Genomic DNA, 18,943 nt, shown 5'->3' on the forward strand with positions numbered 1-18,943 from the left:
CAATTGGGCATGGCCGCGACTTGAATGGATCATTCGAAAGGGATAACCAGCGATCCAGTCTGCTATCCATCCTCCTCTTTGTGCTCAAAGGACAGATTTCCCATGGCGCGCGACAAGATTGCTTTGATTGGCTCCGGCCAGATCGGCGGAACGCTGGCTCACATGATCGGCCTGAAAGAGCTTGGCGACGTCGTGCTGTTCGACATCGCCGAGGGCGTGCCGCAGGGCAAGGCGCTTGATATCGCGCAGTCCTCGCCGGTCGACGGCTTCGATTCCAATCTGGTCGGCGCCAATTCCTACGAGGCGCTCGATGGCGCCAAGGTCTGCATCGTCACCGCCGGCGTGCCGCGCAAGCCTGGCATGAGCCGCGATGATCTCCTGAGCATCAATCTGAAAGTGATGGAGCAGGTCGGCGCGGGCATCAAGAAGTATGCCCCCGATGCCTTCGTCATCTGCATCACCAACCCGCTCGACGCCATGGTCTGGGCGCTGCAGAAGGCCTCGGGCATGCCGAGCAAGAAGGTTGTCGGCATGGCCGGCGTGCTCGACTCCGCACGCTTCCGCTATTTCCTCGCGGACGAATTCAACGTCTCGGTCGAGGACGTCACCGCCTTCGTGCTTGGCGGCCATGGCGACACCATGGTGCCGCTGGTGCGCTATTCCACCGTCGCGGGCATCCCGCTGCCCGATCTGGTCAAGATGGGCTGGACCTCGCAGGCGCGCATCGACGAGATCGTCGACCGCACCCGCAATGGCGGCGCCGAGATCGTCAACCTCCTGAAGACCGGCTCGGCCTTCTACGCGCCGGCGGCGTCCGCGATCGCGATGGCCGAGAGCTATCTGAAGGACAAGAAGCGTGTGATGCCCTGCGCCGCCTATCTCAACGGGGAATACGGCGTGAAGGACATGTATGTCGGCGTGCCCGTGGTGATCGGCTCCAAGGGCGTCGAGCGCGTGGTCGAGATCGAGCTGGCCGGCAAGGATCGCGAGGCGTTCGACAAGTCGGTCGGCGCGGTGCAGGGTCTGGTCGACGCCTGCAAGAAGATCGCGCCCGATCTACTCGGTCATTGATTTCGTTCAGTTTTCGGCCCCGATCGGGGCCGAAAGCGTTTCTGGGTTGCAGTTCTTTTGGTATGTGGTATGCCAACTACCAAGGTGAACTGTAGAACTCGCCGTAGAGGGTTTTGGGGAGCGTCCCGATGAATATCCATGAATATCAGGCCAAGGCATTGCTGCACGACTTCGGCGTGCCGATCTCGCGCGGCGTACCCGTGCTGAAGCCTGAGGATGCCGAGGTGGCGGCCAAGACGCTTCCCGGCCCGATCTGGGTGGTGAAGAGCCAGATCCACGCCGGCGGCCGCGGCAAAGGCAAGTTCAAGGAGGCCTCCGCCGGCGACAAGGGTGGCGTTCGCATCGCCAAGTCGGTGGCCGAGGTTGCCGCGTTCGCCAAGCAGATGCTCGGCGCGACGCTTGTGACGGTGCAGACCGGGGCGCATGGCAAGCAGGTCAATCGCCTCTACATCGAGGAAGGCTCCGAGATCGACAAGGAGTTCTATCTCTCGATCCTGGTCAACCGCGAGACCTCTGAGGTCTCGTTCGTGGTCTCGACCGAAGGCGGCGTCAACATCGAGGACGTCGCGCACTCGACCCCGGAGAAGATCATCACCTTCTCGGTCGATCCGGCCACCGGCATCATGCCGCATCACGGCCGCACCGTCGCGAAGGCGCTGAACCTTTCCGGCGATCTCGCCAAGCAGGCGGAAAAGCTCGTGAGTCAGCTTTATGCCGCGTTCACCGCCAAGGACATGGCGATGCTGGAGATCAATCCGCTCGTCGTCACCAAGCAGGGACAACTGCGCGTGCTCGATGCCAAGGTGGCGTTCGACGACAACGCCATGTTCCGCCATCCCGAGGTCGCGGCCCTGCGCGACGAGACCGAGGAGGACGCCAAGGAGATCGAGGCCTCGAAATACGACCTCAATTATGTGGCGCTCGACGGCACCATCGGCTGCATGGTCAACGGCGCCGGGCTTGCCATGGCGACCATGGACATCATCAAGCTCTATGGCATGGAGCCCGCGAACTTCCTCGACGTCGGCGGCGGTGCTAGTGTCGACAAGGTGGCCGCGGCGTTCAAGATCATCACCGCGGATCCCAACGTGAAGGGTATCCTGGTCAACATCTTCGGCGGCATCATGAAGTGCGACGTGATCGCCGAGGGTGTCGTCGCTGCGGTCAAGCAGGTTGGCCTGAAGGTGCCGCTGGTGGTGCGGCTCGAAGGCACCAATGTCGAGCAGGGCAAGAAGATCATCAACAATAGCGGTCTCAATGTCCTGCCCGCTGATAATCTCGATGACGCCGCGCAGAAAATCGTGAATGCCGTCAAGGGAGGCTAGCAATGGCTCAGGACCATCTCGCCGCACCGTCACCGCTTCCGGAGCACAAGAAGCTCGGGGTATTTGCGGGTGAATGGGCCGGCGAGGAGGTGGTCTATCCGTCGCGCTGGAACGCGGGCGGTCCCGCCACCTCGCATGTGGTCGCACGCATCGATCTCAACGGCTTTTATCTGATCCAGGACACGCGCCAGACGCGCGACGGCCTGGAGATATTCGCCACCCACGCCCTGTTCACCTATGACCGCGACGACCGGCTCTACAAATTGTTCTGGCACGATTCGCTCGGCTACTACCCGCCGTCGCCGGCGTCCGGGAGCTGGGTCGGCAAGACGCTGACCCTCGTGCGCGGCTCGCTGCGCGGCAACGCGCGTCACCTCTACGAGGTCGTCGACGACAACAGCTACACCATGAAGATCCAGTTCTCGCCCGACGCGGAAGGATGGGCCGACGTGCTCACCGGCGTGTATCGGCGTGTCCACTAAGCCTGATCCGGCTCAAATCAAGTTAAACCTGTCACCGGCGTTTCGCGAAAGCATCTGAAGACATGTCCATCCTGATCGACAACAACACCAAGGTCATCTGCCAGGGTTTCACCGGCAAGAACGGCACCTTCCATTCGGAAGCGGCGATCGCTTACGGGACCAAGATGGTCGGCGGCACTTCGCCCGGCAAAGGCGGCTCGACCCATCTCGGCCTGCCGGTGTTCGACACGGTGCGCGAGGCGCGCGAGAAGACCGGCGCCGATGCGTCGGTGATCTATGTGCCGCCGCCGGGCGCGGCGGACGCGATCTGCGAGGCGATCGATGCGGAGATCCCGCTGATCGTCTGCATCACCGAAGGCATCCCGGTGCTCGACATGGTGCGCGTCAAGCGCTCGCTGTCAGGCTCGAAGTCGCGATTGATCGGGCCGAACTGCCCGGGCGTCATGACCGCCGGCGAATGCAAGATCGGTATCATGCCGGCCAACATCTTCCGGCCCGGCAGCGTCGGGATCGTTTCCCGCTCGGGCACGTTGACCTACGAGGCCGTGTTCCAGACCTCGCAGGAGGGGCTCGGCCAGACCACGGCCGTCGGCATCGGCGGCGACCCGGTCAAGGGCACCGAGTTCATCGATGTACTGGAAATGTTCCTGAAGGACGAGGCTACCAAGTCGATCATCATGATCGGCGAGATCGGCGGCTCGGCCGAGGAGGACGCCGCCCAGTTCATCAAGGACGAAGCCAAGCGCGGCCGCAAGAAGCCGATGGTCGGCTTCATCGCCGGCGTCACCGCCCCTCCCGGCCGCCGCATGGGTCATGCGGGCGCGATCATCTCCGGTGGCAAGGGCGACGCCGGTTCCAAGACCGCGGCCATGGAAGCGGCCGGAATCACCGTTTCTCCGTCGCCCGCACGGCTCGGACATACCCTTGCCGAGAAATTGAAGTCCTGATTCAGTCCTTGGTTCTTTTCGGCGCGAAGTTTAGGATTAAATAGGGTAAACCATCCTATCTCAGCCAGCCGGCCTTCCAGGCCGGCTGCTTGCGCCGTCACTTGCGCGCGAACCGAAAATCACCAGGACGCTATCATGTCTCGCCAGGACGCGAACGCCGCTTTTGCCCTTTCCTCCTTTTTGCAGGGTACCAACGCCACCTACATCGACGATCTCTACGCCCGCTACGAGCAGGACCCGGCATCGGTCGATACGGACTGGCAGGATTTCTTCAAGAGCCTGAAGGACACCCCCGCGGACGTCCAGAAGAACGCGGAAGGCCCGTCCTGGAGCCGTCCCAACTGGCCGGCGACGCCGCGCGACGACCTGACCTCGGCGCTGGACGGCAACTGGGCACAGGTCGAGAAGGCCGTCGGCAATAAGATCGCCGCCAAGGCGCAGGCCAAGGGCGCCGAGCTCTCGGCCGCCGACGTCAACCAGGCGACGCGCGATTCGGTGCGGGCATTGATGCTGATCCGCGCCTACCGCATGCGCGGCCATTTCCACGCCAAGCTCGATCCGCTCGGCATCGAGGCGCCGCGCGACCGCGAAGAGCTCGATCCGCGCACCTACGGGTTCACGGAAGCCGATTTCGACCGCAAGATCTTCCTCGATCACGTGCTCGGGCTCGAATACGGCAACTTGCGCGAGATCGTCGCGATCTGCGAGCGCACCTACTGCCAGACGCTCGGCGTCGAGTTCATGCATATCTCCAATGCTGCGCAGAAGGCATGGATCCAGGAGCGCATCGAGGGTCCGGACAAGGAGATCAGCTTCACCCCTGAGGGGCGCCGTGCGATCCTGAACAAGCTGATCGAGACCGAAGGCTTCGAGAAGTTCTGCGATGTCAAATTCACCGGCACCAAGCGCTTCGGCCTCGATGGCGGCGAGTCGCTGATCCCGGCGCTGGAGCAGATCATCAAGCGCGGCGGCAATCTCGGGGTGAAGGAGATTGTCGTGGGCATGCCGCATCGCGGCCGCCTCAACGTGCTGACCCAGGTGATGGGCAAGCCGCACCGCGCGCTGTTCCACGAATTCAAAGGCGGTTCGGCCAATCCGGACGCGGTCGAAGGCTCCGGTGACGTCAAGTATCATCTGGGCGCATCGTCCGACCGCGAGTTCGACGGCAACAGCATCCATCTGTCGCTGACCGCAAACCCCTCGCATCTCGAGATCGTCGACCCCGTGGTGCTCGGCAAGGTACGCGCCAAGCAGGACCAGCATGGCGATCCGCCGGACATGCGCATTTCGGTGCTGCCGCTCTTGATGCATGGCGACGCGGCGTTCGCCGGACAGGGCGTGGTGGCGGAATGCTTCAGCCTGTCCGACCTGAAGGGTTATCGCACCGGCGGCTCGCTGCACTTCATCGTCAATAACCAGATCGGCTTCACCACCTATCCGCGCTACTCGCGCTCCTCGCCCTATCCGTCCGACGTGGCGAAGATGATCGATGCGCCGATCTTCCATGTGAACGGCGACGATCCGGAAGCGGTGGTGTTCGCGGCCAAGGTCGCGATCGAGTTCCGCCAGAAGTTCCACAAGCCTGTGGTCATCGACATGTTCTGCTACCGCAGGCATGGCCACAACGAGGGCGACGAGCCGGCTTTCACCCAGCCGGTGATGTACAAGAAGATCGCTTCGCATCCGTCTACGCTGGAAATCTATGCCAAGCGGCTGATCGCCGAAGGAGTCGTCACCGAGGGCGAGGTCGAGAAGGCCAAGGCCGACTGGCGCGCCCGGCTCGATGCCGAGTTCGAGGCCGGTGCCAGCTATAAGCCGAACAAGGCCGACTGGCTCGACGGCAAATGGGCCGGCTTCAAGATCGCGGACCAGGAAGAGGATGCGCGCCGCGGCGTCACCGGCGTCGACGTCGCCGTGCTCAAGGACATCGGCCGCAAGATCACCAAGGTGCCGGATGGTTTCCGCGTCCACCGGACCATCCAGCGCTTCCTCGATAACCGTGCGAAAGCAATCGACAGCGGTGTCGGCATCGACTGGGCGACCGGCGAGGCGCTGGCGTTCTGCTCGCTGCTGGAGGAAGGCCATCACGTTCGCCTGTCCGGCCAGGATTCGGAGCGCGGCACCTTCTCGCAGCGCCACTCGGTCTTGATCGACCAGGAGGATGAGAGCCGCTACACGCCGTTCAACCATCTCGGCGTCGACCAGGGCCACTACGAGGTCATCAACTCGCTGTTGTCGGAAGAAGCGGTGCTCGGCTTCGAATACGGCTATTCGCTCGCCGAGCCGAATGCGCTGGCGGTCTGGGAAGCGCAGTTCGGCGATTTCGCCAACGGCGCCCAGGTGGTGTTCGACCAGTTCATCTCGTCGGGTGAGCGCAAATGGCTGCGCATGTCCGGCCTCGTCTGTATGCTGCCGCATGGTTATGAAGGCCAGGGACCGGAACATTCCTCGGCCCGTCTCGAGCGCTATCTGCAGATGTGCGCCGAGGACAACATGCAGGTGGTCTACCCGACCACGCCGGCCAACCATTTCCATGTGCTGCGGCGGCAGTTGCACCGCGAGATCCGCAAGCCGCTGATCATGATGACGCCTAAGTCGCTGCTGCGGCACAAGCGCGCCGTCTCGCGGCTCGAGGAGCTGGCCAAGGGTACGACCTTCCACCGCATCCTCTACGACGACGCCCAGATGCAGGCTGACGAGAAGATCAAGCTGCAGCCGGATGCCAAGATCCGCCGCGTCATCCTGTGCTCGGGCAAGGTCTATTACGACCTCTACGAAGAGCGCGAGAAGCGTGGCATCGACGACATCTATCTGCTGCGGATCGAGCAGCTCTATCCGGTGCCGCTGAAGGCGCTGGTGCAGGAGCTTGGCCGCTTCAAGGGCGCCGAGGTGGTGTGGTGCCAGGAAGAGCCGCGCAACATGGGTGCCTGGCACTTCATCGAGCCTTATCTCGAGTGGGTGCTGAACCAGATCCACGCGCCGAACAGGCGTCCGCGCTACGCCGGCCGCGCGGCCGCCGCGGCGACCGCCACGGGCTTGATGTCGAAGCATCTTGCGCAGCTCAAGGCGTTCCTGGACGAGGCGTTGAACTAACATTCAATCCGTCGTGCCCCGCGAAAGCGGGGCATCCAGTAGTCGGCGCCGCCGCTGCTTGATTGCAGCCGCCGCGGGCTACCGGCTCCTCCGCCCCGGTGCGCCATGGCGCACAAGGCGGAGGATGACAGCTAGAGTTTATGACCGCACAGGTTGTTTTAAGGAAACGAGACCATGACTGAAATCCGCGTTCCGACGCTAGGCGAATCCGTGACCGAGGCCACCATCGGCCGCTGGTTCAAGAAGGCCGGCGATGCCGTTGCCGTCGATGAACCCTTGGTCGAGCTCGAGACCGACAAGGTCACGATCGAGGTGCCGGCGCCTTCCGCCGGCACGCTCGGCGAGATCATCGCCAAGGACGGCGAGACCGTCGCGGTCGGCGCGCTGCTCGGCCAGATCAATGATGGCGCCGCAGGTGCTGTCGCCAAGCCGGCCGCTGCACCGGCGCCGGCCAAGCCAGCGGCTGCACCGCCGCCTCCCCCGGCTGCCGCCGCACCTGCTCCTGCGCCATCAGCACCGAAGGCACTGCCCGCCGATACGCCGCTGGCGCCGTCGGTGCGCAAGCTCTCGGTTGAAAGCGGGATCGATGCCTCCACCGTGCCGGGCTCCGGCAAGGATGGCCGCGTGACCAAGGGCGACATGCTGGCGGCGATCGAGCGGGCGGCTTCCGCGCCGACGCCGGTCTTTCAGCCGGCGGCTTCCGTGCAGGTGCGTGCGCCGTCACCGGCGGATGATGCCGCGCGCGAAGAGCGCGTGAAGATGACGCGGCTGCGCCAGACCATCGCGCGGCGGCTGAAGGATGTGCAGAACACGGCGGCGATGCTGACGACCTTCAACGAGGTCGACATGAGCCACGTCATGGCAATGCGCGCTCAGTATAAGGACGCGTTCGAGAAGAAGCACGGCGTCAAGCTTGGTTTCATGGGCTTCTTCACCAAAGCCTGCGTCCAGGGCTTGAAGGAGATCCCGGCGGCGAACGCCGAGATCGATGGCACCGACCTGATCTACAAGAACTACTACCACGTCGGCATCGCCGTCGGCACCGACAAGGGCCTGGTCGTGCCCGTGGTGCGTGACTGCGACACGAAGTCGATCGCGGAGATCGAGAAATCGATCGCCGATTACGGCCGCAGGGCCCGCGATGGTCAGCTCAAGATCGAGGAGATGCAGGGCGGCACCTTCACCATCACTAATGGCGGCATCTATGGCTCGCTGATGTCGACACCGATCCTGAATGCGCCGCAGTCCGGCATCCTCGGCATGCACAAGATCCAGGAGCGCCCGGTGGTGGTCGGCGGCAAGATCGAGATCCGCCCGATGATGTATCTGGCGCTGTCCTACGATCACCGCGTCATCGACGGCAAGGAAGCGGTGACCTTTCTGGTGCGCGTCAAGGAAAGCCTGGAAGACCCGGCGCGGCTGGTGCTGGATCTCTGATCTTGCTTTCGCACGGCGGCTGAACTCGTTCGGCCGCCGAGACGGTGTTGCGTGAACGTTTAGGGGCGAATGTGACGGATAATGTCGTTGTCATCACCGGCGGCAGCCGCGGCATCGGCCGGGCCGCCGCCATCGCCGCGGCGGCCCGAGGCTTTCGTGTGGTTGTGGGCTATGCCAGCAACCAAGCGTCTGCCAACGAAGTCGTCTCCGCGATCGAGGCCAGCAACGGCAAGGCGATCGCGGTGAAATGCGATGTCGGCAGCGAAGCGGACATCCTCGCGCTGTTCAAGGCGGCCGATGAATTCGGCACGGTGGGCGCGCTGGTCAACAATGCCGGCATCGTCGGGCCGTCGATGCGGGTCGAGGATATGTCAGCCGAGCGCATCCAGCGCATGATGGCAGTCAACGTCACCGGCAGCATTCTGTGCGCCCGCGAGGCGGTGAAGCGGATGTCGACGCGCAACGGCGGCAAGGGCGGCGTCATCGTCAACCTGTCGTCGGTCGCGGCCAAGCTCGGCTCGCCCAACACCTATGTCGACTATGCCGCGTCGAAAGGCGCGGTGGATTCCTTCACCATCGGCCTAGGCTATGAAGTCGCGGCCGAGGGCATTCGCGTCGCCGCGATCAGGCCGGGGCTGATCGATACCGATATCCACGCCTCCGGCGGTGAACCCGATCGCGCCCATCGCCTCGCCCACATGGTGCCGATGAAGCGCGTCGGCACCGCAGAGGAAATCGCCAACGCCATCGTCTGGCTGATGTCGGACGAGGCTTCATATGTGACAAGCGCCATCCTTGATGTCTCAGGCGGCCGCTAATACCTGTCACGAACTTCAGCAGCAGGATCTTTGATATGGCCTCTTATGATCTCGTCGTCATCGGCACCGGCCCCGGTGGATATGTCTGCGCGGTGCGCGCGGCGCAACTTGGCATGAAGGTCGCAGTCGTCGAGAAGAACGCGACGCTCGGTGGCACCTGTCTCAATGTCGGCTGCATGCCGTCGAAAGCGCTGTTGCACGCGTCCGAGATGTTCGAGGAAGCCGCGCATTCCTTCGCCAAGATGGGCGTCAGCGTAGCGGCGCCGAAACTCGACCTGCCCTCGATGATGAACTTCAAGCAGCAGGGCATCGATGGCAATGTCAGGGGCGTCGACTTCCTGATGAAGAAGAACAAGATCGACGTGCTGAAGGGGAGCGGGAAAATCCTTGGCGCGGGCAAGGTCGAGGTTTCCGCTGATGGCAAGGCGCAGACGGTCGAGACCAAGAACATCGTCATTGCCACCGGTTCCGATATCGCGCGGCTGAAGGGCATCGAGATCGACGAGAAGCGCATCGTGTCGTCGACCGGTGCGCTGTCGCTGGAGAAAGTGCCGGAGCGGCTCTTGATCATCGGCGCCGGCGTGATCGGGCTCGAACTCGGCTCGGTGTGGAAGCGCCTCGGCGCGGAGGTAATGGTGGTCGAATTCCTCGACCGCATCCTGCCCGGTATGGATGGCGAGATCGCCAAGCAGTTCCAGCGCATCCTCGAGAAGCAGGGCTTTGCGTTCAAGCTCGGCACCAAGGTGACCGCCGTGGATACCTCAGGCAAGACGCTGTTGGCCAAGGTCGAGCCCGCCGCGGGCGGGCCTTCGGAAACGATCGAAGCCGACGTGGTGCTGGTCTCGATCGGCCGCGTGCCTTACACCGAAGGTCTCGGCCTGAAGGAAGCGGGCGTTGCGCTCGACAATCGCGGGCGCGTCCAGATCGACCCGCATTTCGCGACCACCGTGAAAGGCATCTATGCGATCGGCGACGTCGTTGCCGGGCCGATGCTGGCCCACAAGGCGGAAGATGAAGGCGTGGCGGTTGCCGAGATCATCGCGGGCCAGGCCGGCCATGTGAATTACGACGTTATCCCAGCCGTCGTGTATACCACGCCGGAAGTCTCTTCGGTCGGCAAGGCCGAGGAAGAGCTCAAGCAGGCCGGCATTGCCTATACCGTCGGCAAATTCCCGTTCACCGCCAACGGCCGCTCCAAGGTCAACCAGACCACGGAGGGATTCGTCAAGATTCTCGCAGATGCGAAGACCGATCGGGTGCTTGGCGTGCACATCATCGGCCGCGAAGCCGGCGAAATGATCCATGAAGCCGCGGTTCTCATGGAATTCGGCGGCTCCGCCGAGGATCTGGCGCGCACCTGCCACGCCCATCCGACCCGCTCCGAGGCGATCAAGGAAGCCGCGCTTGCGGTCGGCAAGCGGGCCATCCATATGTGATCGACGCCGGGCCTGGGCAGGATCCGTATAGGATTATGCTCAAAGGTAAAATCTGGCCGGGGTCGAGACAACAGATGCTGCGCCGCCTGCTTCAGCCTTTCTGGGTCCTGCTCGCGATCATCTTCCTGATCGAGGCGTGGCTTTGGGACCATCTCGAGCCGATCGTCGCGCGCGTGGTGGCGATGATCCCGCTGCGCGCGTTCAAGCAGTGGCTTGCCGATCGGGTCGATTCGCTGTCGCCGGCGATGACGCTGATCGTGTTCATCGTGCCGGTGATCCCGCTGTTTCCGCTGAAGCTGGTCGGCCTTTGGCTGCTCGCCCATGAGCACTGGATGAGCGCGATCGGCACCATCCTGTTCGCAAAGTTTCTCGGCGTTGGCGTCACCGCTTTCATCTTCGACGTGACCCGGCCGAAGCTTCTGGAGATGCCCTGGTTCGAGGCGCTCTATGATTTCGTGCTGAGGATGCGGGCGAAAGCGGCCGCGCTGGTCGATCCGATCAAGCAGCGTATCCTTGAGATCCTGCGCGGCGACGGCAACGGCTGGTCGGCGCGAACGTTCCGGCTGATCGCGCGCTTTCGCAGGAGCGTGCACCAAGCGCGGTGATTCTCTCTGCCGTCATCGCCGCGGCTTACTGGATGCCCCGCTTTCGCGGGGCATGACAATCCTATGGACCCGCGTATCGACGCATTGATCGACTCAATGCAGATGCAGCAGATGCGGCGAATACAGGCCCAGCGCGGTGATGACGATGCCCGCGAGCGTCAGTAGGCCTGAAATCCAGGCCAGCGCGAGGATGCCGGTGATGATGGTCGCCGATGCCAGCACGATCGCGATCTGGAAGGCGGCGGAGGCGATCTCGAAGTGGTGGTATTTTGCCGTCGCCTCGTCGCGCTGATGCTCGGCATGTTTGGCGCGTTCGGCGAGCTGCTCGGTGCCTTCGCCAGTCTCGGGCTCCGAGCGATAGCGGGCCGCCGTCTTCTGCCAGTCCTCGATCTGCTTCTGAATGGTCGCCCTGACGGCATCGTCTGTTGTGGTGGCAAGGGTGAGCTTGGCCTGCTCGGCGGCCGCCTGCACTGCGGTGCGGCGGATGCTCTTGGCCTGGAAGAACGCCCACAGGTTCGACGCCTCGACGTTCTTGCTGATCGATTCGGTCTGCGCCCCCTTGCCCAGCGTCTCCGAGAGCGCCAGGAACAGCGCGATCACGGCAATCAACAGCGCGATCTTCTTGTTCTCGCCGGAAGCATGCTCGGCGTGCTCGGCATGCTCCATACTCTCATGTGCGCTCATGATTCCCCTCTCCGATATGACCCGCCGTCACGATTGCCGAAACGACATCGCTTACGCAAGTGCCAAGCGGATGTGACGCGAGCGTGTCAGATGAACACGGCATCGCCCCTCGCATGAGGAAAACGCGTCAAGACAGAAGCGGAATTAGCCCCGCGGATGCGCGGAGCGATAGACCTCGAGCAGCCGCTCCGAATCGATGCCGGTATAGATTTGCGTCGTCGAGAGCGAGGCGTGGCCGAGCAATTCCTGGATCGCCCGCAAATCGCCGCCGCGGCTGAGCAGGTGGGTCGCGAACGAATGCCGTAGCGCGTGCGGAGTGGCGCTGTCGGGCAGGCCGAGCGCGCCGCGCAGCCGCTCCATGGCGAGCTGGATGATGCGCGGGCTCAAGGGGCCGCCGCGGGCGCCGACGAACATCGGGCCGGTGGGCGGCAGCGGATGCGGGCAGATCGCCGCGTAGTCGGCAATGAGCTGCAACACGTTTTGCAGCACCGGCACCATGCGGGTCTTGTTGCCCTTGCCGGTCACGACCAGCACGTCGCCTTCGCCGGGCTTCGGCACGTCGCGACGTTTCAAGCCGAGCGCCTCGGAGATGCGCAGGCCCGAGCCATAGAGCAGCGCCATCACGGCGGCGTCGCGCACCAGCACCCAGGTCTCCCGGGCCTCGCCGGCGCGCTCGTCGGCATCGGCAAAGCGTTTTGCCGCTGCCACGTGGATGGGCTTCGGCAGGCTCTTTGCAACCTTGGGCGCGCGAATCGCGGAGAGGGCGCCGACCTTGCCTTTGCCTTCGCGCTCGAGGAACCGGCCGAACGAGCGCAGGCCCGCCAAGGCGCGCATCAGCGAACGCCCGGCGATATCGTCGGCGCGGCGCATCGCCATGAACGCCCTGATGTCGGTGGCTTCCAGCGCCGCAAAACCCTGCAGCGTCACCTGCGTGCCCCAGTGCTGGGCGAGAAAGGCGAGGCATTGGCGGACATCGCGAGCATAGGCCTCCAGTGTTTTCGGCGACAATCGCCGTTCGGCACGCAGATGCGATAGCCAGTGCGCCATCTCTTGCGTGACGGTTTCGTCGGCGCAGTCGAGTTCGATCAAGGGAACGGCGGGAAGCGCTTTGGCCATGGACCTGTCTTATGGACCTGTCTTGACGGACCTGTCTTGGAGGCGATGGTTTAAGCCATTATATCGCATCGCTTTCGTTTACCGTTCGCTAACTTGCGCCGGCCGCTCTAACCTCCAAGTCTACCTCCAAGTCGAGCAATCGGAACTCTTGATTCCCTGAATGGATACTGCGCGCAGCCACGCTTCCTCTATCACGCCGACCTCCATGGTCGATGTGCTGGTCCCGGTCGCGCTGGACCAGACCTATTCCTATCGCGTGCCGCGCGGCATGGATCTGAAGGCCGGCGATGTCGTCGCCGTGCCGCTCGGTGCGCGCGAGGTGATGGCGGTAGTGTGGGCGGAAAATGCAAAGCCCGATCCGCGGCTGCACAACCGGCTAAAGGATGTCAGCGAGAAGCTCGACCTGCCGCCGCTGAAACCGGAGCTGCGCGCGCTCGTCGATTGGGTTGCCAATTACACGCTGTCCGCGCGCGGCATGGTGCTGCGGATGACGCTGCGCATGGGCGAAAATCTCGGCCCTGAGCGGATGCGTCTGGGCGTGCGGCTGGTCGGAGAGCCGCCGCGGCGAATGACGCCGGCACGGCGGCGGGTGATCGACGTGCTCGCGGACCGCCTGCTGCATGGCAAGTCGGAGGCGGCGAGGGAAGCCGGCGTGAGCAGTGGCGTCATCGATGGCCTCGTCGATGAGGGCACCTTGACGGTCGAGCCGATGCCGCCCCCACCAGCGCCGCCCATGCCCGATCCGGATTACGCGCAGCCGGACTTCTCACACCAGCAACGCGCCGCCGCCGACGCGATGCGGACGCTGGCGGCGAGCGGCAGTTTTCATGTGGCCCTGCTCGATGGCGTCACTGGATCGGGCAAGACCGAGGTCTATTTCGAGGCGATCGCCGAAAATATCCGCCGTAACAGGCAGTCGCTGATCCTGATGCCGGAGATCGCGCTGACCGGCCAGTTCCTCGATCGCTTCGCGCAGCGCTTCGGCGTGCGTCCGCTGGAATGGCATTCCGAGCTCTCGCCGCGCACCCGCGCCCGCAATTGGGCAGCGATCTCGGGCGGAGAGGCGCCGGTGGTGGTCGGCGCGCGCTCGGCGCTGTTCCTGCCCTATGCCGATCTCGGGCTCATCATCGTCGATGAGGAGCACGACCAAGCCTACAAGCAGGACGACGGCGCGCATTACCATGCCCGTGACATGGCCGTCGTGCGCGCGCATATCGCCAAGATCCCGATCGTGCTCGCCTCCGCCACGCCGTCGATCGAGAGCGAGGTCAATGCGCGCAAGGGGCGTTATCAGCGCATTGCACTGCCCTCGCGCTTCGGCGGCCAGCACATGCCGCAGATCGAGGCCATCGACCTGCGGCGCGAGCCGCCGGCGCGTGGCCGCTTCATCTCGCCGCGGCTCGCCGAGCAGATTCGTTACGCGGTGGAACGGCGCGAGCAGGCGCTATTGTTCCTCAATCGCCGCGGCTATGCGCCGCTGACGCTGTGCCGCGCCTGCGGACACCGTTTTGCCTGCACCATCTGCGACGCTTGGCTGGTCGATCACCGTTTCCGCCAGCGCCTGGTCTGCCACCACTGCGGCTTCTCGATGCCGCGCCCGAACATCTGCCCGCATTGCGCGGCGGAAGAATCGCTGGTGGCGGTCGGTCCGGGGGTTGAGCGGCTGCAGGAAGAGGCCGCGGCGCTGTTTCCCGGCGCGCGCACCATGGTGCTCTCCAGCGACCTCATCACCTCGATCGAGACCATGCGCAGCGAGCTCAACGAGATCGCCGAAGGTCGCGTCGACATCATCATCGGCACCCAGCTTGTGGCGAAAGGCCACAATTTCCCGCGCCTCAACCTGGTCGGCGTCGTCGATGCCGATCTGGGCCTCGGCAATGGCGATCCGCGCGCGGCCGAGCGCACGTTCCAGCTCCTCAACCAGGTGATCGGGCGCGCCGGCCGCGACCAGGGCCGCGGCGTCGGGTATCTGCAGACCCATCAGCCCGAACATCCCGTGATGAAGGCGCTGGTCGCCAATGACCGCGAAGCGTTCTACGCCAGCGAGATCGAATCGCGCGAACGCACCGGCTATCCGCCGTTCGGGCGACTGGCGAGCCTGATTATCTCGGCGGGCGACCGGCCCACGGCGGAAGGCTTTGGGCGCAAGCTGGCCTCGGTCGCGCCGCTCGACGAACGCATCCAGGTGCTCGGCCCGGCGGAGGCGCCGCTTGCGGTGATCAAGGGTCGCTATCGATTCCGCCTGCTGGTGAAGTCGCTGCGCTCGGTCGATCTGTCCCAGTACCTGCGCGAATGGCTGGCGGCCGGGCCGAAGACCACGGGGAACCTCAAGCTCGAGGTCGACGTCGATCCGCAGAGCTTCTTGTAAAGCTTGTCCCGGAGCCTCAGCCGTCATTGCGAGACGCGAAGCGGCGAAGCAATCCATGTCTCCACAAGCGGCGAGATGGATTGCTTCGCGGAGCCTGTCATCGGGCGCGCATTCGCGCGACCCGTTGGCTCGCAATGACGGGGGAGGGCGCGTGAAAAAGCCTGCCGTCACTTCTGACGGCAGGCCCTCATCGGTGCGCGGAAAGTTCCGCGACCGTACTCTACGCAACGCTTACCGAAACTGGTCGGAAACGGCGCCTGAAGGACGCCTTTAAGAGACGACCTCGGCGGTGACACGGCCGACGCCGGAACCAGTCAGGCCGATGGCACGGGCGGCGCCCGTGGAGAGATCGAGCACGCGGCCGCGGATGAACGGGCCACGATCATTGATGGTGACGATCACGCTGCGGCCGCCATGGGTCACGCGCAGCTTGGTGCCGAACGGCAGGCTGCGATGGGCTGCGGTCATGGCGTTCTGGTTGAAGCGCTGACCGGAGGCGGTGCGGCTGCCGGATTCGTTGCCGTAGAAGGACGCTACGCCCGAGAAGCTGCGGCCGCCGGTGCTGGGCGTGAACGCCGCATTGGCATCGCGCGAGGACGCACCGTCGGTTACGGCGCGGGCCTGGTGATGATGGTGGTGATGGCGATGATGGTGGTGCCGGGATTTAGCCGACGCTTCGGTGATGCTGCCACCAACCAGGAAAGTTGCAGCGACGACAGCCAGCGCCGCGCGCGACGACCGGGTTGCGTTGCCCCGAGCCGACTTCTTGTATTTCAGCATTCAAGACCCTCAAACAGTATTGCCACATAAGTGGCAAATGGAACCCCCGTCCCTTCGTTGACGAAGGCCGTGTGATTTCGCAATGAGGCATGAATTGGGCAGTAAATTCGGAATGTATCAGACTGAAATATCTTGTTACTGCAGGGGCTCTGTCGGACAGCTTCCGCTAATCTTCGGCCTTAACCAAATTTTAACCAAATGAATACTTACGAATACTGTTGATTCACGTCTAGGAAAGGTTTCCGCAAGTAATCACGAAATGGAGAGCAAGCGGCGGTTTTGTTCCGTTGCAGGAACTCTGGCCTGGCATGCGATTGCCAACGGAACGATCGGCGGCCTCCCTGCCTGGCGGCTAAAATTCCTGCGCGCAGAATTTTGCTCGGCAAGGTCCTCGCGGCGCTTCGTTGCGGCCGTGCGACAAGGCATCACCTACATGTGACGTCATGTTGCACCTGCGCGCCTGCCATGCTAGCAAAGCCGCGATTTTAACGATCCCGGCACTCCGCGTGTCGGTCGAAAATCGAAGTCCCGCTTGAATTCCAAGGGCTTGGATCGCTAGGCGCCGCTGCAGCGGCGACGGTTTTTCCCTTGCGAATTTGACAGCAAAAAAGAGCGCGTCTGTGGCTGCTGAAGATCCGTCCGTTTCGGGAGTTGCCGGTCGTTACGCAACGGCCCTGTTTGATCTGGCTCGCGACGAAAAGTCCGTCGATGCCGTGAAGTCCGATCTCGATAAATTCAATGCCCTTCTGAATGAGAGCGCCGATCTGAAGCGCCTCGTCCGCAGCCCGGTGTTTTCCGCCGAAGCGCAATTGAAGGCGCTCTCCGCGGTGCTCGACAAGGCCGGCATTTCCGGCATCACTGCCAAGTTCCTGAAAGTGCTCACCTCCAATCGCCGCTTGTTTGCGGTCGCGGACGTGATCCGCGCCTACAACGCGCTGGTGGCGAACTTCAAGGGCGAGGCGACCGCCGAGGTCACCGTCGCGGAAGCGCTCAATGACAAGAATCTCGACGCGCTGAAGACCGCACTGAAGTCGGTGACGGGCAAGGACGTCGCGCTCAACGTGAAGATCGATCCCTCCATCATCGGCGGCCTTGTGGTCAAGGTCGGTAGCCGCATGGTGGATAGTTCGCTTCGCACCAAACTCAATTCGATCAAGCACGCGATGAAAGAGGCAGGCTGATGGACATCCGCGCCGCGGAAATTTCCGCGATCCTCAAGGACCAGATCAAGAATTTCGGCCAGGAGGCCGAGGTCACCGAAGTCGGCCAGGTGCTGTCGGTCGGTGACGGTATCGCCCGCGTCTACGGGCTGGACAACGTCCAGGCCGGTGAAATGGTCGAGTTCGAGAACGGCACCCGCGGCATGGCGCTCAACCTCGAAAACGACAACGTCGGCATCGTGATCTTCGGCGCCGACCGCGAGATCAAGGAAGGCCAGACCGTCAAGCGCACCCGCGCCATCGTCGACACGCCGGTCGGCAAGGGCCTGCTCGGCCGCGTCGTCGATGCGCTCGGCAACCCGATCGATGGCAAGGGTCCGATCCAGGCTGACAAGCGCATGCGCGTCGACGTGAAGGCGCCGGGCATCATTCCGCGCAAGTCGGTGAACGAGCCGATGGCGACCGGTCTGAAGGCGATCGATGCGCTGATCCCGATCGGCCGCGGCCAGCGTGAGCTGATCATCGGCGACCGCCAGACCGGCAAGACCGCGATCGCGCTCGATACCATCCTCAATCAGAAGCCGCTCAACGCCCAGCCGGACGAGAGCATTAAGCTGTATTGCGTCTACGTCGCGGTCGGCCAGAAGCGTTCCACCGTCGCGCAGTTCGTGAAGGTGCTCGAAGAGCAGGGCGCGCTGGAATACTCCATTGTGGTTGCCGCCACCGCATCGGACCCGGCGCCGATGCAGTACATCGCGCCGTTCACCGGTTGCACGATGGGCGAATATTTCCGCGACAACGGCATGCACGCGGTCATCATCTATGACGATCTGTCGAAGCAGGCCGTCGCTTATCGCCAGATGTCGCTGCTGCTGCGCCGCCCGCCGGGCCGCGAAGCCTATCCGGGCGACGTGTTCTATCTGCACTCCCGCCTGCTCGAGCGCGCCGCCAAGCTCAACAAGGAGCATGGTTTGGGCTCGCTGACCGCCCTGCCGGTGATCGAAACCCAGGCCAACGACGTGTCGGCCTACATCCCGACCAACGTGATCTCGATTACCGACGGCCAGATCTTCCTGGAAACCGACCTGTTCTTCCAGGGCATCCGCCCCGCGGTAAACGTCGGTCTGTCGGTGTCGCGCGTCGGATCGTCGGCGCAGACCAAGGCGATGAAGAAAGTCGCCGGCAAGATCAAGGGCGAGCTCGCGCAGTACCGTGAAATGGCGGCGTTCGCGCAGTTCGGCTCCGACCTCGACGCCTCGACCCAGCGCCTGCTCAACCGCGGCTCGCGCCTGACCGAACTGTTGAAGCAGCCGCAGTTCTCGCCACTGAAGATGGAAGAGCAGGTCTGCGTGATCTGGGCCGGCACCAACGGCTATCTCGATCCGCTGCCGCTCAACAAGGTGCGCGCCTTCGAGGATGGCCTGCTGTCGCTGCTGCGCGGCAAGAATGCCGACATCCTCGACGCGATCCGCGATAGCCGCGACCTCAATGACGACGTTGCCGCCAAGCTGAAGAACGTGGTCGAAGGTTTCGCCAAGACGTTTGCCTAAACGTCGTCGCGGCCGGACAAGGTGCGAAGCTGGTCTTCGCGCCTGTGGCTCTCGGCTGACGAGAAGCGGAT

At 63.7% G+C, this 18,943-nt stretch carries 15 protein-coding genes; 12 read left to right on the forward strand and 3 right to left on the reverse strand.

The features are described 5' to 3' along the window. Positions 1-102: 102 nt before the first annotated feature. From mdh to OZ411_RS16305, 9 genes are all read left to right on the forward strand, one after another. A complete protein-coding gene (gene mdh, locus OZ411_RS16265; RefSeq protein WP_282528781.1) occupies positions 103-1,071 on the forward strand; it encodes a malate dehydrogenase in 969 nt (322 codons plus the stop codon). Between the two features lie 128 nt (positions 1,072-1,199). Beyond that, positions 1,200-2,396 (forward strand): ADP-forming succinate--CoA ligase subunit beta, encoded by a 1,197-nt coding sequence (sucC, locus tag OZ411_RS16270; RefSeq protein WP_130579821.1) that lies wholly within the window; start codon positions 1,200-1,202, stop codon positions 2,394-2,396. 2 nt (positions 2,397-2,398) lie between these two features. After that, positions 2,399-2,878, forward strand: a complete 480-nt coding sequence (locus tag OZ411_RS16275) for a DUF1579 family protein (RefSeq protein WP_130579820.1) — start codon at positions 2,399-2,401, stop codon at positions 2,876-2,878. 62 nt (positions 2,879-2,940) lie between these two features. Further along, positions 2,941-3,825: a succinate--CoA ligase subunit alpha gene (gene sucD, locus OZ411_RS16280; RefSeq protein ID WP_282528782.1), complete on the forward strand. Its 885-nt coding sequence runs from the start codon at positions 2,941-2,943 to the stop codon at positions 3,823-3,825. 135 nt (positions 3,826-3,960) lie between these two features. Then, the gene (locus OZ411_RS16285; protein WP_282528783.1) at positions 3,961-6,918 is read left to right on the forward strand and encodes a 2-oxoglutarate dehydrogenase E1 component; all 2,958 of its coding nucleotides are present in this window, start codon (positions 3,961-3,963) and stop codon (positions 6,916-6,918) included. 174 nt (positions 6,919-7,092) lie between these two features. After that, positions 7,093-8,355 (forward strand): 2-oxoglutarate dehydrogenase complex dihydrolipoyllysine-residue succinyltransferase, encoded by a 1,263-nt coding sequence (gene odhB / locus OZ411_RS16290; protein WP_282528784.1) that lies wholly within the window; start codon positions 7,093-7,095, stop codon positions 8,353-8,355. Between the two features lie 71 nt (positions 8,356-8,426). Beyond that, positions 8,427-9,173 (forward strand): SDR family oxidoreductase, encoded by a 747-nt coding sequence (locus OZ411_RS16295; RefSeq protein WP_282528822.1) that lies wholly within the window; start codon positions 8,427-8,429, stop codon positions 9,171-9,173. 35 nt (positions 9,174-9,208) lie between these two features. After that, entirely contained in the window at positions 9,209-10,609 is a 1,401-nt protein-coding gene (gene lpdA, locus OZ411_RS16300) for a dihydrolipoyl dehydrogenase (protein WP_130579670.1), read from the forward strand. Positions 10,610-10,683: 74 nt separating this feature from the next. Continuing rightward, a complete protein-coding gene (locus tag OZ411_RS16305; RefSeq protein ID WP_130579671.1) occupies positions 10,684-11,214 on the forward strand; it encodes a hypothetical protein in 531 nt (176 codons plus the stop codon). 93 nt (positions 11,215-11,307) lie between these two features. On the opposite strand, the gene OZ411_RS16310 is transcribed toward OZ411_RS16305, so the two are convergent. Together OZ411_RS16310 and OZ411_RS16315 are read right to left on the reverse strand one after the other, a co-directional pair. After that, a complete protein-coding gene (locus OZ411_RS16310; protein ID WP_130579672.1) occupies positions 11,308-11,898 on the reverse strand; it encodes a DUF4337 domain-containing protein in 591 nt (196 codons plus the stop codon). A 144-nt stretch (positions 11,899-12,042) separates the two neighbouring features. Then, positions 12,043-13,014 (reverse strand): tyrosine recombinase XerC, encoded by a 972-nt coding sequence (locus tag OZ411_RS16315; protein ID WP_282528785.1) that lies wholly within the window; start codon positions 13,012-13,014, stop codon positions 12,043-12,045. Between the two features lie 160 nt (positions 13,015-13,174). Here OZ411_RS16315 and OZ411_RS16320 point away from each other — a divergent pair, with 160 nt between their 5' ends. After that, positions 13,175-15,382 (forward strand): primosomal protein N', encoded by a 2,208-nt coding sequence (locus OZ411_RS16320; protein WP_282528786.1) that lies wholly within the window; start codon positions 13,175-13,177, stop codon positions 15,380-15,382. Positions 15,383-15,652: 270 nt separating this feature from the next. Here the strand turns inward: OZ411_RS16320 and OZ411_RS16325 are convergent, their stop codons facing one another. Further along, positions 15,653-16,162, reverse strand: coding sequence for a septal ring lytic transglycosylase RlpA family protein (locus OZ411_RS16325; RefSeq protein WP_282528787.1), 510 nt, complete (start codon positions 16,160-16,162; stop codon positions 15,653-15,655). Between the two features lie 620 nt (positions 16,163-16,782). On the opposite strand from OZ411_RS16325, the gene OZ411_RS16330 reads away from it, so the two are divergent. Both OZ411_RS16330 and atpA read left to right on the forward strand, forming a co-directional pair. Next, the gene (locus OZ411_RS16330; protein ID WP_282528788.1) at positions 16,783-17,343 is read left to right on the forward strand and encodes a F0F1 ATP synthase subunit delta; all 561 of its coding nucleotides are present in this window, start codon (positions 16,783-16,785) and stop codon (positions 17,341-17,343) included. Further along, positions 17,343-18,872, forward strand: coding sequence for a F0F1 ATP synthase subunit alpha (gene atpA / locus OZ411_RS16335; RefSeq protein WP_130579676.1), 1,530 nt, complete (start codon positions 17,343-17,345; stop codon positions 18,870-18,872). Before OZ411_RS16330 ends, atpA begins: the two co-directional genes overlap by 1 nt. Positions 18,873-18,943 lie beyond the last annotated feature (71 nt).

It is taken from the genome of Bradyrhizobium sp. Arg237L (assembly GCF_029990105.1).
In the GTDB taxonomy this organism is placed as follows: Bacteria; Pseudomonadota; Alphaproteobacteria; order Rhizobiales; family Xanthobacteraceae; genus Bradyrhizobium.